Raw genomic sequence first — 17,172 nt, forward strand, 5'->3', positions numbered from 1 at the left:
AAAAAAGACTGCCGTATTTCGGCAGTCTTAATCGATAAATTCAAATTCATATTCAAGAATTTTTACAATATCTCCGTCTTTTGCACCACGTGCACGAAGCGCTTCATCAATACCCATTCCGCGCATTTGACGAGCGAAACGACGTATAGATTCATCACGTGAGAAGTCTGTCATCTTGAATGTTTTCTCGATATCGTAACCAGAGATAACAAACGTGCCATCACTTTCACGTGTAATTTCAAATTTAACACCTTCAGTATCAAATTTGTACATTACACTTGTATCAGACTCATCCGCAACTTCATGTATTGGGAATTCTGGTGTTGTTTCTATTAAGTTTGCTACTTCAAACAGTAAGTCACGAACACCTTGTCTTGTTACAGCTGAGATTGGGAAGATTTTTACTTCGTCTCCCACTTTCTCTTTAAATGCTTGTAAGTTTTCTTCTGCATCTGGCATATCCATTTTGTTTGCAACAACAACTTGTGGACGCTCAGTTAAGCGAAGATTGTATTCTTTCAATTCATTATTAATCGTTACGTAATCTTCATATGGATCACGGCCTTCTAAACCAGACATATCAATAACATGCACGATTACACGTGTACGCTCAATATGACGTAAGAATTGGTGTCCAAGTCCAACGCCAGCATGTGCGCCTTCAATTAGTCCTGGAAGGTCAGCCATAACGAAGCTGCGGTTATCACCAGTTTCAACAACACCAAGATTCGGAACGATTGTTGTGAAGTGATACTCTGCAATTTTCGGACGCGCTGATGATACAACAGATAATAATGTAGATTTACCTACACTTGGGAATCCAACAAGTCCAACGTCTGCTAGTACTTTAAGTTCTAGAATGACATCACGCTCTTGACCTGGTTCCCCGTTCTCAGCGATTTCTGGCGCTGGGTTCGTAGCTGTTGCGAAACGTGAGTTACCACGGCCACCACGGCCACCTTTTGCAATTACAGCAGTTTGTCCATGCGTTACTAAATCGGCAAGAATTTGACCAGTTTTTTCATCTTTTACTACTGTTCCTGGCGGAACCTTTACAAGTAAATCTTCAGATTTACGTCCGTGCTGACCTTTACTCATTCCGTGCTGACCGCGATCAGCTTTGAAATGACGTTGGTAGCGGAAGTCCATTAATGTACGTAAGCCTTCCTCGACTACGAAAACAACATCTGCACCTTTACCGCCGTCGCCACCTGCTGGGCCACCTTTAGGAACATACTTCTCACGACGATACGCAACCATACCGTTACCACCGTCGCCGCCTTTTACATATATCTTGACCTGATCTACAAACATTATTTCACCACACTTTTTTCAATTGGTTGTAATATAACTGAGACTTCTTCGTCTCGCACTGTATAAGAAATGGAATACCATTTATTGTTTTGGGTCGCAAGCCAATTCTGTAGTTCTTCTACACTCGTTAGCTTACCACGAAAATCAAAAAAGAAACGAGCATTCTCCGCGTCACATTCAATTGTGATACAAACATAATTTTCAACATATACGTCTAAACTATGCTGAAGCATTGAGAAAAATTGATTCGTCCATGTACATACAGTCTCATCCAAGTGAGATAAGTTATGTAATTTCCCTAATACTTCGTACTCCAATAAGCACGGCTGCTGTTTCCAATTATATGTTAAAATCCACTCTGAAAATAAAGGCATTGATAGCCCCATCAGATTGGATTCTTGTCTCGCTTCTTGGACAAAACGATCGATGAGACTATGAATTTCTTCCACTTTTCCAAGTGAAAGGTTTCCTTTCACCATCTGCATACGATTGAGCCAATCATGTCTTGAATGGCGCAATGCATCTATAATTGTCCATTTTTCATTCATTTAGATACCCCTTAATATAGAAAAACTCTAACCTGCACTCAGGTTAGAGTTTTCCGTGAGTTCTTATGCTTCTTGAGCAACAGGATATACGCTCACTTGTTTGCGGTCACGGCCAAGACGCTCAAAGCGTACTACGCCGTCAACTTTCGCGTATAAAGTGTCATCGCCACCACGACCAACGTTAACACCTGGATAAATTTTTGTACCGCGTTGACGGTAAAGAATTGAACCACCTGAAACCGTTTGACCATCTGCGCGTTTAGCACCAAGACGTTTTGACTGAGAGTCACGACCGTTCTTTGTACTACCTACACCTTTCTTAGATGCGAAAAACTGAAGATCTAATCTTAACATACGTTACACCTCCTGCACTTTTTCTATTAAACGGATATACTTTCCGTAATCAAGTTCGATCGTCTTAAGCGAAACAACCAATCCTTCTAAAAGTATCTGTGCTTTTTCTGCTGCATGAACGTCTAAATCATTAGGCAATTCATACGTTAAGAATCCGCCATCACTTCCGAGTTCAATAGTTGCCTGCACATTACAAAGTTCTTCCACTGCATTTATAGAACCAAACACAACCGCTGTAGTTCCAGCACAGACAAGGTCTTGTCCATGTGGCGCATAATCGGCATGTCCAGTCATTTTAAATGATTGGATACTTCCTAATTTCGTGCGACTTATCGTAATTTTAATCATGTTAACCAGAATTAAGCGTTGATAGCTTCAACAACTAGCTTAGTGTAAGGTTGACGATGACCTTGTTTCTTACGATTGTTCTTTTTCGCTTTGTATTTGAAAACGATGATTTTCTTAGCGCGACCTTGTTTTTCAACTTTCGCAGTAACTGTTGCACCTTCTACAACTGGGCTACCAACTTTAACGTTTTCGCCACCAACGAAAAGAACTTTGTCAAAAGTAACAGTTTCACCAGCTTCAACATCTAATTTTTCAATGTAGATTGCTTGACCAGCTTCAACTTTAATTTGTTTTCCACCTGTTTCGATAATTGCGTACATACTTGCACCTCCTCTTAATTACTAAGACTCGCCAAAAACGAGGTAGACATAAATGCCTTTAGGGAACCTGTCTTGTGCGGTTGTAGCATATAGCCGTTTAGGTGCTATAAACTATAACATAAAGATGTTACCATAATTCATTGAGTATTGTCAATGAATCTTCTACTAACTATTTTTTCCGTTCTACAATTTCTTTTTTACTTCCAAAACGGATAATAGCGTACTTTTCGATAATATCATCTTTGAAATAAATTTCAAATGGAATATTTTTTTGTAATTCTTTTTGCAAAAATTGTTTTTGCAGTTCTTTAGGCGCAGCGATTAATACTGCCTCATCCTCTATGTTGCCATATGTGATTAATTCTCTCTCTAGCTCATACGCAATTGTTTCATACGACATTACATAACCCGTCGCTTTGCAAGATACACACTCTTCTAGTAATACGTCACGTAAAGAATGTTTTTTACGTTTTCGTGTCATCTCCAAAATTCCTAACTCAGTAAATCCAAGTACTCTTGTATAAGTACGATCATCTTTCATAGCAGCTATGAGACATTCTCTTACCTTTTCTTTATCTTCTCTTTTTTTCATATTAATAAAATCAATTAATATCATACCACCAATATCACGAAGTCTTAATTGGCGTGCAATTTCTTCAGCTGCCATCTCATTTGTGCGAAGTACTGTATCTTGTAAATTTTGTTTTCCAGTAAACTTGCCCGTATTCACATCAATTACAGTCATCGTCTCCATTTGCTCTACAATTAAATAAGCACCATTTGGAAGCCACACAATTTTTGGGAGTGCTTTCTCAATTTCACGCTCTATTCCAAAATGGTTAAACATCGAAGACTTTTCATTATAAAAAGATACTTTTTCTTTTCCAACTTTGTCTTCTAACTCTTTTACTATACTTCTTGTATCTACAACTACTTTTTCAATTGTTTCAATTGGATTCTCTTGAAATACACGATCTAAAAAGGTCGCCGGTCGATGAAGTAATAACGGCGCCTTTCCTTGATCCTCTTTTCTTTTTAACTCTTCATACAACTGTTGTAACCCTTGCATTTCAGCTTGTATTTCTTCAATTTCCCCTTTTTCAGAAGCAGAGCGGAAAATGTAACCTCCCGTTCCTTCTACTTCAATTTCAAGTAACTGTTGTCTTCTTTTATTATTTTTTATTTTCCGAGAAACAGCTCGCATCTCATCAAACGGCATATAAACGACATATTTCCCGGTAAATTCTATATTCGCTGTCAATTTAGGCCCTTTCGTATCAATTGCCTCTTTCACAACCTGTACGAGTATCGCTTGCCCTTCATGTATACGATAAGAAGGTGGTACATCATCGTATGAAAGATACGCATGTTTTTCTAAACCTATATTTACAAAAGCTGCGTTCATTCCAGCAATTGTTCTTACGATACGTCCAACATAAATATGCCCAACAATCTCTTGCTCTTCATTACGTTTCCATAAAAACTCAACAATCTTTTTCTTCTCTTCAATTGCAACGCGCTTTTCCGAACCAGCGTAATTCACATATAACGTTTTCAAAATTATTTCCTCACTTTATAATCTTCTTTGCTTTTACAATAATAAAAGGTTAGTGCTATCGTCAACACTAACCGATTAATTCTTCAACTGATGAGGTTGTTCGTTTTTCAGTAAAATATGCATAGAGCAATTCATTTTCATCCAATGTGTAATGCTCTTTATATTTTCCACGGACGATAATAGAATGCTTATATCCTCTACGAAATTTTGTGAATATCTTATATAAATGATCTTCTGATTGCACTTCAATAGGTGCAATCTTTTCAATCCCTCTTTTATTTCCATAATAACGTTCTAATAAAAAACGCATAAATGCATACCGTCTTTGTTTCCACTCTTGATATAACGACACTGCCAAAAATATGAGTAGTACCCACATCATAATATTGTTACTATTCCAGAGCAACTGCCATCCTAATATTACACCAAAAAAAACACATGACAATTTCATCATCTTTTCATGTGCTTGTAAATAAGGAAAACGATATGATAGTATATTAAACAATACTTTCCCGCCATCTAACGGCCAAATAGGGAGTAAATTAAACGCTAAAATAATTATATTATTCCACATAAAGAAATAATATAAATCTGCATTCAACCAACCGGCTTCAAACAACATATAACCTACCAGCATCATCCAAACATGTTGAATCGGCCCTGCAATTACGACAACAAGTTCCTCTTTCAATGACTTATTACCATGTTCCTCAAGCTCGGCCACGCCACCAAACGGCAAAAGCTGAATTCTTTTTATACGCCAATTATAGTGTGCTGCTGCAATAGCATGCCCAAGTTCATGAATAAGAACGATACAAAATAACAGTAGTAACTCTTTAAAACGTGCAGTAAAAATACCAATGACAATAATAACCCAAAATAATGGATGCACGGAAATTTTCGTCAAAACGTCTCTATATTTAATCAAATGATATCACCTGGATCGGATCAATAAATTTTTCATTCTTTTTTATCGCGAAATAAAACTTTCCATTTTTATCATTTGTATCATTACTCACCGTTCCAATTTTTTGTTTCTTTGAAACGTAATCATATAATTTCACTGACATATCGTTTAAGTTTGCATACCATGACTCCGTACCATCTGCATGTTGAATTTGAACTGTATTTCCAAGTTCCTCTTTCTTACCCGCAAAAACAACTAATCCTTCATTCACTGACTCAACCGTTGCATTGCTAGCTGTTTGGACAAATACACCTTGGCCATTTTTTTGAAACCCTTGCATTACCTTTCCAGAAGCGGGAATTGCATAATCTTTTTGCTGAATACTTCCTTCTTTTTTCTCGTTTGGCGAATAGAATACGAGCGGTTTTCCAAATTGCTTTTCGTACCATTTCGCTACAGTAGCAAACTGAAATTCCTCTTTCATCACTTTTTCTGTAACAGCTTTAGCTCCATTGAATGAAGAAGGAGCATTCTTATATAAAATAGCAACCGAAAGAACTAATATTGCCGATAATAAAACTTTGAAGAAAAAGACTTCCTTTCGAAATAAAGGATGTATTTCCTTTTCTCCATCTTCAATAACTACTGTTTCGCTATCAAAATTCCCTCCGGTAAAATACTGTTCTTCCTCTATCCTTTCTTGCTCGGCCTTCCTTTTTGCAATCCGCTTTTTAATTTCTTCTACGCGTCTATTCTTCATACTGTCTCCTTTCTTTCGTTAAGCTAATTTCAATAGAAACAGTTGTATACAGTTTGTACATATGTATGAGCTAAGAAAGAAAGATATTCGTGTGAAGAAAAAAGAAAGCACCTCGCATATGTGCGAAGTGCTCTTAACGGATTCCAAAGAAGTTTTTCACCTTTGCAAATACCGATACCTTTTCTTGTTCAAATGCTTGTAATGGTACATTCTCACCTAACAAGCGTCTTGCAATATTACGATAAGCCAACGCTGCTTTTCCGCTTGGTTGCAACGCCACAGGTTCACCTGTATTTGTAGCTCGAATAACTTCATCGTCATCTTCGACAACACCAAGAAGCTCAATTGACAATGTACGTACAATTTCATCAACATCTAACATATCCTGTTCATGAAGCATATGACTACGTACACGGTTAATAACAAGTTTCGGTGGTTCAATATCCTCTTTTTCTAAAAGCCCAATAATACGATCCGCATCGCGCATTGAGGATACTTCTGGAGTCGTAACAACGATTGCTTTATCCGCACCAGCTACCGCATTTTTAAATCCCTGCTCAATCCCCGCAGGACAATCGATTAATATGTAATCATAATCTTGACGTAATACTTGTATTAATTCATCCATTTGTTCAGGTGTTACCGCTGATTTATCACTCGTTTGTGCTGCAGGTAATAAATAAAGATCATCAAAACGTTTGTCTTTAATAAGAGCCTGAGGTAAACGGCAACGCCCTTCAACGACATCAACAAGATCAAATACAATACGATTTTCCAGCCCCATTACTACGTCTAAATTTCGAAGACCGATATCTGTGTCAATTAAGCACACTTTCTTTCCAGATAACGCTAGGGCCGTACCAATGTTCGCAGATGTAGTAGTTTTACCTACTCCGCCTTTTCCAGATGTAATTACTATTGCCTCTCCCACAGCTATACAATTCCCCTTTCTAACTTTGTTAAATTAGGTCTAAGATGAGTGAGAAGTTGCAGGCGATCGACAACAATGTGATTGTTCTCATTAATATACGCACATTCTGCCGCCTCCGCTCCGTCTTCTTTCTCTTCCGGAGCCCGCATTGCCACATCACTAATTCGAAGTTGCATCGGGTTCATAACAGATGCAGCGATTACAGCATCTGAATCCCCATAATACCCAGCATGTGCAATTCCTCTTAATGATCCTACGACAAAAATATTCCCCCCAGCGATAACCGTTCCGCCTGGATTAACATCTCCAATTAACAACAAATTTCCTTTTACATGTAAAACTTGTCCAGAGCGAACAATTTTGGAAATAGGGACAATTTCTGTTTCTTCTTTCCAAGCTATTGCTTCTGCTTTAGTGATAACATCACTTTCAATTGAATCCACAACAAGATTCTTTTTATTACGAATTAACGTACGAATCTCTTCTTGTTGGACTTCTGTTAAATAACGATTTCCTACTTTCACATGCACTTCAATTAAAGAGCGCCCATCACCATCGTAGTAATGTGTAGAAAGTTTTTCGTCTAATTCCATCAATAATTCTGAGAATGAACAACAATCATCTAAATGAAGCGTTATCCCATCTTTTGTCCCTTTTATCGTTACATTTTGTTGCTTTTTTTCTTCCACTAAAGTTCACCCCACCGATTCAATTCGACATAAAATTAGAAAATCCTTTTTTCTTTTTCTTCCATCGCTTTTGAAAGACGCACTATATATCGTCTCAGTGGGAAACAAACTATCAATAAGAAAATAGCATTTAACAATAAAGTAGAAAGGAGACGATCTGTGAAAAAGACATGCGCTGGCATATGAGTACGTCCTAACAAAGTTAAGAATCCATACACATAATACTCTAGTGCTACAATGCTAGCTAATATGATAGAAACAACAATAAATAAATTCAATTGTAATACTTTCATCACACTATAAACTAAATAAGCTAAAATCGGATAAGCAAAAATATATATCCCGACAAGTTCTGTGTATACGGTATCAAATAAGAAGCCAAATAATAGTCCGTAATAAATCCCTTGGACCGGACTATAATACACTGTAATAAAACATAAGACGATTATAAAGAAATGCGGTGCTGCTATACTGTCTTTCCAAAACACATCTGTTGGAACAACAGTAGCAAACATATTTTCAAATAGAAACACAAAAAGGAGCAAAAGAGGAAGAGCTGCTCTTTTTAATATCTTCATCATCTCTTCTTCTCCTCCTATTCTAATGGCGCTGAAGGTGTTGCACGTTTAGCAACCGTAATATGCTCTACGTCATTTAAATCAGCGGCAGGTTTTACATAAGCTGTTTTTGTTAAGCCATATGCATCCGGCTGAACATCAACGATTTTTCCAATTACAAGACCTTTCGGGAAAATATCACCAAGTCCAGATGTTACAACTAGTTGATCTTTTTCTACCGGTGCATCAGAGCCAATCTTTGTGAAAAGAAGTAATTGTTTTTCTTTGTCATAACCTTCAATCAAACCAAAGATTTTCTCTTGCCCTTGTACAATAGCAGAAACGCGATTTGTTCGGCTCATAGAACTTAGTAATTCTACTGATGATGTAAACTGAGATACACTTTTCACTCTTCCAACTAACCCTTGTGAAGTTACTACAGCCATATCTTTTTTAATTCCTTGCTGTGCCCCTTTATCAATTCCAATTAAATCGTACCATTTATCTGGATTACGAGAAACAACAGTAGCTGGAATTTCAGTATACCCGCTATTTAACTCTTTTTTACCAGTTAGCTCTTGTAGCTTCTTGTTATCATCTTCTAGTTGTTTTACTTTCCCTGATAGACCTGCATAATTATCTAATTTTGCTTTTAATTCTTTATTCTCTTCATACGTGCGCTTTACATCTTCTACATTTTCGAAGAATCCAGCTACGTATTTCGCTGGCTTTTGGAATACACGTTCTACAACACCGACAGTGTCTTTAACAAACTGCTCTGGCCATGTTAAACTGTTCCGTTCTTTCAATGAGATTCCAATCAATGCCACGAGAAGAATAATACTAACCAACAAAACAATTAATCTTTTGTTTAAGAAAAACTGTGGCACGTTCACACCCTCTTAATTTCACTGATTTTTATTTTGCAATATTATCGAGCAGCAGTTTTGAAAAGATCGATATTGTCTAATGCTTTACCTGTTCCAATTGCTACGCAATCTAATGGATCTTCTGCAACAAGAACTGGCATTTTCGTTTCTTCACTAATTACTTTATCTAAATTACGTAGTAATGCCCCGCCGCCTGTTAATACGATACCGCGGTCCATAATATCAGCCGCTAATTCAGGTGGCGTTTTTTCTAACGTATTTTTAACTGATTCTACAATCGCATCTACTGTATCTTTTAATGCATCTGCAATTTCTTCTGGCTGAATTAGTACTGTTTTTGGTAAACCACTTACTAAATCACGACCGCGAATTTCCATAGGCTCGATACCTTCTGGCTCGCCTGCAGAACCAATTTCTAATTTTAATGCTTCAGCTGTTCTTTCACCAATCATTAAGTTATAGCTTTTCTTAATGTACTGAATGATTGAATCATCCATATCATCACCAGCAACACGAACTGACTGGCTTGTTACAATACCACCTAAAGAAATAATTGCAACTTCTGTTGTACCACCACCGATATCAACAACCATACTACCAGTTGGTTCCCAAACAGGTAAGTTTGCACCAATTGCTGCTGCAAATGGCTCTTCGATAGGATAAGCATCACGAGCACCCGCTTGACGAGTCGCATCGATTACTGCACGTCTTTCTACAGCTGTAATACCAGATGGTACACATACCATTACATACGGCTTACGTGAGAAGAAACCGTTTGATTTTTGAGCTTGTTGAATGTAATATTTCATCATTGTTGCAGTTGTTTCATAATCAGCAATTACACCGTCTTTCATCGGGCGAAGTGCCACAACGTTCCCTGGTGTACGACCAATCATTTGTTTTGCATCGCTACCTACAGCAACGATTTGTTTCGTATCAGTTTGTAACGCAACTACTGAAGGTTCACGTAAAACTACACCTTTTCCTTTTACATATACAAGCGTGTTCGCAGTTCCTAAGTCTATTCCAAGATCGCGAGTAAATCCACCAAATCCAAACATATTATTTATCTTCCTTTCTTGTTTTCACGGACTCATTTTTTCTTACTTTATATTATAAAAACAGTACGTTTTTTATATCTTTATCCTTTTTGTAGATAAATTTCTACAAAAAACTCATAAATCACATTATAAAACAAAATAAGTAAAAAGCATAGTCTTAAATATGACCTTTTTCCTTTAAACTCACGAATTTATGGTCACCTATTATAATATGATCAAGCACTTCAATTCCGATAATCTGACCGCATTCTACTAAGCGTTTTGTTACTTCAATATCTTCACGGCTCGGCGTGGGATCTCCTGAGGGATGGTTATGAAGACATATGATAGAGGCTGCTGCACGACGGAAGGCTTCTTTAAAAACTTCCCTTGGGTGTACAATTGACGTGTTTAAACTTCCAATAAAGATCGTTTGCCTATGTATAACTTGATTTTTTGTATTTAAATATAAACAAACAAAATGCTCTTGTTGTAAAAAGCGCATTTCTTCCATCATGTATTTCGCACAATCTTCTGGACTTCGAATACTATATCTATTTTGATATTCTAAACGTACCATTCTTCTGCCTAGCTCAAAGGCTGCCATAAGTTGCGATGCCTTTGAAATCCCAATACCATGTATACTAATTAGCTCTTCTAATGTTGCATCTTTCAACATACGTAAGCCATCAAATTGGTGTAAAATTTTATCTGACAACTTTAAAACTGTTTCTTCTTTAGAACCTGTTCTGAGTAACACTGCGAGGAGCTCTCGATTTGATAAACTTCCAGCACCTTGTGACAATAAACGCTCCCGTGGTTGTTCTTCTCTTACAACATCACGAATACCGTTCATCTCTCCACCCCTTTATTTGTTCTCTCAAAGAAAACCCCATGCAATTTTACGCATGGGTTACATCAATATCAAATTGTTTTAATTCTCGAACGAGACGTGCAATTGGTAAGCCAACTACACTATAGTAGTCCCCTTGAATATGTTGAACGAAAATAGACCCTTTACCTTGAATCCCATAACTACCTGCTTTATCAAGAGGTTCTTTCGACGCGACGTATGTATCAATTTCCTCTTCTGTTAATTCCCAAAACGTAACTTCTGTACGCTCATAAAAAGTAACCGTTTTTTCTTTTGATATAATCGCAACACCTGTATACACTTCATGTGTTTTCCCAGATAGTAATTGTAACATCTCTTTCGCCTCATCCTCATTAGAAGGCTTACCAAGGATACGCGACTCATATGTAACAATTGTATCTGCACCTAACACAATGTGATCACTATTATTTTCTGCAACCGCTGATGCTTTTTGCAAGGCAAGCGACATTACAATATCAGAAGGCGATGAATATGCACCAATTGTTTCCTCTACTTCACTTACAACGATTTCAAATGGTACGCTAGCTAACTCAAGCAATTCCTTCCTCCGAGGTGACCCTGAAGCTAAAATTATTTTTTTCATATTTTCTCCTTCCTTTCTCACATGAAGCAGAACAATTTATATCAATCGTATCAAAGGAATAGTTTGCCCACAAATGAAAGAAATATTAATTTCTCTAACTAAAAATAACACTTCTTTATTGCATACGATTATATTCCTGTCATAGAGAAAGCACTTTGCTCTAAATTCAAAAGAAAAGAAAGAAGTACATGTACTTCTTTCTTACTCATTTTATTATCCTATCATTTCACTTTCTACGAAACAATTTTTTCATACGAGAGTAAGCCATCAATAATAACTTGATTTAATTTCGCCAAAGATTCCTTATCCATTTTCCCATCTTTTACTGTTTGTACAGCTACCGACGTATACATATACAGTTTCTTTGCTTCTTCTCGCTTCATACTTTTCCCTTCTTTTTCAATCGCTTTCCATTCTTTTTCAATCACTTCTATATCTTTTGCGCTGCTTTTTCCACCAACTTGTACGCTAGAAGCATATTTTGCTAAATGAGTATATAATGGCTGCACTTTTGTTAAAAATGTTCCTACTTCTTTATCATCTTTCAGCAATGCTTTATCTGTTATATCCCAGTTCTTTTTTAAAACGGAGACACCATCATTTTTATACTTAGTCATTAATTGATTTATAGCCTGTTCATCGCTAGCAATACCAACAACTATTGCATACTTATCCCCGCTCGGTCTCAAAGCACCAATGCCCCCATTGCCTTTCCATTCTTCAAGAGCTGCCTGTCCCTTTTCTTCAGAAGAATAAAGCCCCCCTTGAACAAAGAATAATTTCATTGGATCCAATGACGTTCCTGTCTGCGCCTTTTGTTTTTCTTCTTTCGGTGCTGGTGTTTGTTCTGCCGTTCCACCCACCTTTGATTCTCCATTTCCAGTCGGCCTTGAAGCAGTTACTTCACTTCCTCCTGTTGTTCCTTGTCCAGTAAGTAAATGAAGCATCCCCATTCCAAACGTCGTACCGATAATAATTGCGGTTGCAACGATTACAATTAATGTATTACTCCACTTCTTTCGGTATTTTTCCACAGACACTGATTTCGCTTTTTGAAACGGAACAACATTTTTAGGTCGTTCACTTTCTACTACCATCCATTCAAATTCATCTTTCTTCTTTTCCTCATACTTCGCTTCTGTTCCATTTACTTTCACTGAGATCGTTCGTGATTGCTTGTCCATACACTCACACCTCACCTCTTATCGTTGTCCGCATCATATCATATTCATTTCACAAAAAAACGAGATATTTGTCAGAGGAATTCGCCAAATAACCCTATATATTTATCTTATATGTATGCATTTGACTTCATTTGTAGAACAAAAAACTAGATAGCAAAGACTATCTAGTTTTTCTCTCGAATATATTTTCGAACTTCAGAAATGAAATAAAGAGAACCTGTTATGATAAAAACATCATTTTCCCCTATCATTTCAACTTTTGTATCAATTGCCTCTTTCCAATTTTCAAAAACTAATTTTGATTCTTTTTGTGAATATGATGCAAGCTTGTCTGCAGAAATAGCACGATCAAAGGCGAATGTTGTAAAAATCATTTCATCTGCAATGGTTTCTAATCGGCCTACCATGTTATGCAATTGTTTATCACCAAGGGCAGTAAATAAAACTATTACATTTTTATCTTTGTAATGCGCTTCTACTGTTTTCACAAGGCTTTCGATACCTTCTGGATTATGAGCACCATCTATAATAATATCCGGGTTACTTTGTAGCTTTTCAAAGCGCCCAATCCAATACGCTTCCCGTAATCCCGTTCTTATTCCCTCTTCCTCAATTAAAAATGATAAATATGTTTTTACATACATTACTGCCATAAGTGCTAGCGCTGCATTTCCTACTTGATGAATACCTTTCATTGAGATTTGCAAATCTTCAAATGCGGTAAAAGGACAAGTAAAATCAAACTGTTCCCCATCTTCGTTAGACTGTTTGTGTAACGCTGTAAAATGCTTGCCAAGTTCGTATAAGTTTGCATGGTTTTCCTTTGCAACATTTTGAATGACTTGCAAAGCTTCTTCATCTTTTACACCAGTAATTACCGGCACACCAGACTTAATAATCCCCGCCTTTTCATATGCAATTTCTCCTAGTGTATTCCCTAAAATATGCATATGATCGTGACCGATATTCGTAATAATCGTGAGAACAGGGTGTATAACATTGGTAGAATCAAAACGTCCACCGAGCCCTGTTTCAAATAAAACAACATCACAGAAATTGACTTTACCGAAATAGCAAATTGCCATAACAGTAATAATTTCAAACTCAGTCGCTTCCCCTAAATCCGTTTCATCTAGTTTTTCCACGACTGGTTTTACCATCTTTACGAGTTCAGTAATCTCTTCATCTGCAATTGGTGTTCCATTCACACTAATGCGTTCATTAAATGTTTCGATGTAAGGGGAGGTAAACGTTCCTACCTTATATTTCGCGCCTTCTAACATGTAACGCATATATGTTAACGTTGAACCTTTTCCATTTGTACCAGCAAGATGAACACATTTTATATGACGCTCTGGATTTCCGAGCTCTTCTAGCATCCAATTCATTCTTTCTAATCCTGGTTTAATACCAAATTTCAATCGGCTATGAATCCACCCTATCGCTTCTTCGTATGTATGTATCACGTATGCTTTTCCCCTTTCAAAAGACAACTTTCATAGTTCTATTATACGCAAAGAAAAGAGACTCACCAATATAGTGAGTCTCTAAAAATATTTTTACTTTTCAAGATCTGCTAGACGTTGACGAACTGCTTCACGTTTTTCTAGGTAATCTTGCTCTTTCGCACGCTCTCCTTCAATAACCGCTGCAGGAGCTTTCGCTACGAAACCTTGGTTAGAAAGTTTCTTCTGTACACGTTCTACTTCTTTATCGAACTTCTCAAGTTCTTTCTCAAGACGAGCTCTCTCTTCATCAAGATTGATAAGATCAGCTAACGGTAAGAATAACTCTGCACCTGATACGATTGCAGTCATTGCTTTTTCTGGCGCTTGTAAGTCCGTTTGAATTGTTAATTCGCTTGGGTTACAGAAACGCTCAATGTAAGAGCTATTCTTCGTAAGTTGAGCAAGTACAGCCTCATCTTTTGCTTTAATTTGCATTTGAACTTTTTTGCTCATTGGCGTATTTACTTCTGCACGAATGTTACGAACAGAGCGAATGATATCAACTAGAAGGTGCATTTCTGCCGCAGCTTCCGTATCTTGTAAATCTTCGCGAACTGTTGGCCACGCAGCTACTGTAATAGATTCGCCTTCATGCGGTAAATGTTGCCAAATTTTCTCTGTTACGAATGGCATGAATGGGTGTAATAGACGCATTGTTTGATCTAATACGTAAGCTAAAATAGAACGAGTCGTTTTCTTAGCTGCTTCATCTTCACCGTATAGTGGAAGTTTCGCCATTTCAATGTACCAGTCACAGAAATCATCCCAAATGAAGTTGTATAATGAACGACCAGCTTCACCGAACTCATATTTATCCATGTTACGTGTTACACTCTCGATTGTTTCGTTTAAGCGAGTTAAGATCCACTTATCTGCAACTGATTTTTCACCAGTTAAATCGATTTCTTCATACTTCATATCATCCATGTTCATTAATACGAAACGTGATGCGTTCCAAATTTTATTAATGAAGTTCCAAGTAGATTCTACTTTTTCCATGCTGAAACGTAAATCTTGACCTGGTGCACTTCCTGTTGATAAGAAATAGCGCATTGCATCTGCACCGTACTTCTCGATAACATCCATTGGGTCAATACCGTTACCAAGAGATTTACTCATCTTACGACCTTGCTCATCACGAACTAAACCGTGAATTAATACATCTTTAAATGGACGCTCGCCTGTAAACTCTAAACCTTGGAAAATCATACGAGATACCCAGAAGAAGATGATGTCATAACCCGTTACTAGTGCATCTGTTGAATAGTAACGTTTGAAGTCTGCTGAATCTTCATTTGGCCAACCAAGTGTTGAGAATGGCCATAGCGCTGAACTGAACCATGTATCAAGTACGTCGTTATCTTGATTCCAGTTTTCAATATCTGCTGGTGCTTCTGTACCTACGTATACTTCACCAGTTTCTTTATGGTACCAAGCTGGAATACGGTGTCCCCACCATAATTGACGAGAAATACACCAGTCATGAATATTTTCCATCCATCGTAAATATGTGTTTTCAAAACGCTCTGGTACGAACGTTACTTTTTCTTCTTCTTTTTGTTGAAGCGCTACTGCTTTTTCAGCAAGTGGAGCCATTTTTACGAACCATTGTGTTGATAAGTAAGGCTCAACAACTGCACCGCTACGCTCACTATGACCTACTGAATGCATATGTGGCTCGATTTCTACTAATACGCCAGCTTCTTGTAAGTCTTTCACTAATTCTTTACGGCATTCGAAACGATCCATACCGTTATATTTACCAGCTTTTTCGTTCATCGATCCATCTTCGTTCATTACTAAGATGCGTGGTAAGTCATGACGGTTACCTACTTCAAAGTCGTTCGGGTCATGAGCTGGTGTAATTTTTACAACGCCTGTTCCGAAGTCTTTTTCTACGTACTCATCAGCAATAATCGGAATCTCACGGCCTACGATTGGAAGTGTAACTGTTTTTCCGATCAAATGTTTGTAACGATCATCTTCTGGATGAACTGCTACCGCTGTATCACCAAGCATCGTTTCTGGACGAGTAGTAGCAAGGCGAATGTGACCTGAACCGTCTGTTAACGGATAGTTCATATGGTAGAATGCACCTTGAACTTCTTTATGAATTACTTCAATATCAGAAAGAGCTGTGCGTGTTGCTGGATCCCAGTTGATAATATATTCACCGCGGTAAATTAAGCCTTTTTCGTATAATTGAACGAATACTTTATTAACCGCATCAGATAAACCTTCGTCTAATGTGAAACGTTCGCGAGAATAGTCTAGTCCTAAACCAACTTTCCCCCATTGTTGACGAATGTGAGAAGCGTACTCTTCTTTCCACTCCCAAGCTTTTTCAAGGAATTTCTCACGGCCAAGATCGTAACGTGAAATACCTTCTTCACGAAGTTTTCCTTCTACTTTCGCTTGTGTTGCGATACCAGCATGGTCCATTCCTGGAAGCCATAGCACATCGTAACCTTGCATACGCTTCGTACGAGTTAAAATATCTTGAAGAGTTGTATCCCAAGCATGACCTAAGTGTAACTTACCAGTTACGTTCGGAGGTGGAATTACAATTGTATACGGTTGTTTCTTCTCGTCTCCTGTTGCTTCAAAATATTTGCCTTCAAGCCACCATTGATAAAGGCCTTCTTCAACGGACATATGATCATATTTAGTTGGTAAATTCTTTTCCGTGTTTGACATTATTTTCCCTCCTTAAAATAAAAAATGTCCCTCATCCAAAAAGGACGAGGGACATCGCGGTACCACCTTTATTTACAAACAAATTCATA

General features: G+C 37.5%; 18 protein-coding genes and 2 other annotated features (1 of these 20 only partly in view). All 18 genes read right to left on the minus strand.

What is annotated here, in order from left to right; translation table 11 throughout:
• Window positions 1-27 precede the first annotated feature (27 nt).
• The 18 genes from obgE to QCI81_RS09250 all read right to left on the minus strand — a co-directional run bounded on the left by obgE (window position 28) and on the right by QCI81_RS09250 (window position 17,083).
• Window positions 28-1,314: a GTPase ObgE gene (gene obgE / locus QCI81_RS09165; protein WP_000497127.1), complete on the minus strand. Its 1,287-nt coding sequence runs from the start codon at window positions 1,312-1,314 to the stop codon at window positions 28-30.
• Complete coding sequence (locus QCI81_RS09170) at window positions 1,314-1,862, minus strand: sporulation initiation phosphotransferase B (RefSeq protein ID WP_001003587.1); 549 nt, start codon at window positions 1,860-1,862, stop codon at window positions 1,314-1,316. The genes obgE and QCI81_RS09170 overlap by 1 nt, the downstream gene beginning before the upstream one ends.
• Window positions 1,863-1,925: 63 nt before the next feature.
• Window positions 1,926-2,216, minus strand: coding sequence for a 50S ribosomal protein L27 (gene rpmA / locus QCI81_RS09175; RefSeq protein WP_000944957.1), 291 nt, complete (start codon window positions 2,214-2,216; stop codon window positions 1,926-1,928).
• 3 nt (window positions 2,217-2,219) lie between these two features.
• The gene (locus QCI81_RS09180) at window positions 2,220-2,564 is read right to left on the minus strand and encodes a ribosomal-processing cysteine protease Prp (RefSeq protein WP_002094147.1); all 345 of its coding nucleotides are present in this window, start codon (window positions 2,562-2,564) and stop codon (window positions 2,220-2,222) included.
• An 11-nt stretch (window positions 2,565-2,575) separates the two neighbouring features.
• Window positions 2,576-2,884 (minus strand): 50S ribosomal protein L21, encoded by a 309-nt coding sequence (gene rplU, locus QCI81_RS09185; protein ID WP_000270907.1) that lies wholly within the window; start codon window positions 2,882-2,884, stop codon window positions 2,576-2,578.
• Between the two features lie 14 nt (window positions 2,885-2,898).
• Window positions 2,899-2,976 (minus strand) — a sequence feature (ribosomal protein L21 leader region).
• A gap of 77 nt (window positions 2,977-3,053) precedes the next feature.
• Window positions 3,054-4,442: an Rne/Rng family ribonuclease gene (locus QCI81_RS09190; protein WP_353810676.1), complete on the minus strand. Its 1,389-nt coding sequence runs from the start codon at window positions 4,440-4,442 to the stop codon at window positions 3,054-3,056.
• 67 nt (window positions 4,443-4,509) lie between these two features.
• Window positions 4,510-5,370: a stage IV sporulation intramembrane metalloprotease SpoIVFB gene (gene spoIVFB, locus QCI81_RS09195; protein WP_000599064.1), complete on the minus strand. Its 861-nt coding sequence runs from the start codon at window positions 5,368-5,370 to the stop codon at window positions 4,510-4,512.
• Window positions 5,363-6,109, minus strand: coding sequence for a stage IV sporulation protein SpoIVFA (gene spoIVFA, locus QCI81_RS09200; protein WP_353810678.1), 747 nt, complete (start codon window positions 6,107-6,109; stop codon window positions 5,363-5,365). The genes spoIVFB and spoIVFA overlap by 8 nt, the downstream gene beginning before the upstream one ends.
• 133 nt (window positions 6,110-6,242) lie before the next feature.
• The gene (gene minD, locus QCI81_RS09205; protein WP_000503309.1) at window positions 6,243-7,040 is read right to left on the minus strand and encodes a septum site-determining protein MinD; all 798 of its coding nucleotides are present in this window, start codon (window positions 7,038-7,040) and stop codon (window positions 6,243-6,245) included.
• 2 nt (window positions 7,041-7,042) lie between these two features.
• Window positions 7,043-7,729 carry a septum site-determining protein MinC gene (minC, locus tag QCI81_RS09210; RefSeq protein ID WP_000391521.1) on the minus strand — a complete coding sequence of 229 codons (687 nt, stop codon included), beginning with the start codon at window positions 7,727-7,729 and terminating at the stop codon, window positions 7,043-7,045.
• 35 nt (window positions 7,730-7,764) lie between these two features.
• Window positions 7,765-8,310, minus strand: a complete 546-nt coding sequence (gene mreD, locus QCI81_RS09215; RefSeq protein ID WP_000975765.1) for a rod shape-determining protein MreD — start codon at window positions 8,308-8,310, stop codon at window positions 7,765-7,767.
• 14 nt (window positions 8,311-8,324) lie between these two features.
• Window positions 8,325-9,176: a rod shape-determining protein MreC gene (mreC, locus tag QCI81_RS09220; protein ID WP_001135487.1), complete on the minus strand. Its 852-nt coding sequence runs from the start codon at window positions 9,174-9,176 to the stop codon at window positions 8,325-8,327.
• Window positions 9,177-9,217: 41 nt separating this feature from the next.
• Window positions 9,218-10,237, minus strand: a complete 1,020-nt coding sequence (mreB, locus tag QCI81_RS09225) for a cell shape-determining protein MreB (protein ID WP_000466736.1) — start codon at window positions 10,235-10,237, stop codon at window positions 9,218-9,220.
• Between the two features lie 157 nt (window positions 10,238-10,394).
• The gene (gene radC / locus QCI81_RS09230) at window positions 10,395-11,072 is read right to left on the minus strand and encodes a RadC family protein (RefSeq protein ID WP_353810679.1); all 678 of its coding nucleotides are present in this window, start codon (window positions 11,070-11,072) and stop codon (window positions 10,395-10,397) included.
• 46 nt (window positions 11,073-11,118) lie between these two features.
• Window positions 11,119-11,694, minus strand: a complete 576-nt coding sequence (locus QCI81_RS09235; RefSeq protein WP_029443367.1) for a Maf family protein — start codon at window positions 11,692-11,694, stop codon at window positions 11,119-11,121.
• 233 nt (window positions 11,695-11,927) lie between these two features.
• Window positions 11,928-12,878: a stage II sporulation protein B gene (locus QCI81_RS09240; protein ID WP_353810680.1), complete on the minus strand. Its 951-nt coding sequence runs from the start codon at window positions 12,876-12,878 to the stop codon at window positions 11,928-11,930.
• A gap of 164 nt (window positions 12,879-13,042) precedes the next feature.
• Window positions 13,043-14,344: a bifunctional folylpolyglutamate synthase/dihydrofolate synthase gene (locus QCI81_RS09245; RefSeq protein ID WP_053563604.1), complete on the minus strand. Its 1,302-nt coding sequence runs from the start codon at window positions 14,342-14,344 to the stop codon at window positions 13,043-13,045.
• A gap of 93 nt (window positions 14,345-14,437) precedes the next feature.
• Window positions 14,438-17,083 carry a valine--tRNA ligase gene (locus QCI81_RS09250; RefSeq protein WP_000072222.1) on the minus strand — a complete coding sequence of 882 codons (2,646 nt, stop codon included), beginning with the start codon at window positions 17,081-17,083 and terminating at the stop codon, window positions 14,438-14,440.
• A 37-nt stretch (window positions 17,084-17,120) separates the two neighbouring features.
• Window positions 17,121-17,172, minus strand: a binding site (T-box leader) (it continues 180 nt past the right edge of the window).

It is taken from the genome of Bacillus cereus group sp. MG20, from assembly GCF_040459885.1.
Classification (GTDB): domain Bacteria; phylum Bacillota; class Bacilli; order Bacillales; family Bacillaceae_G; genus Bacillus_A; species Bacillus_A cereus.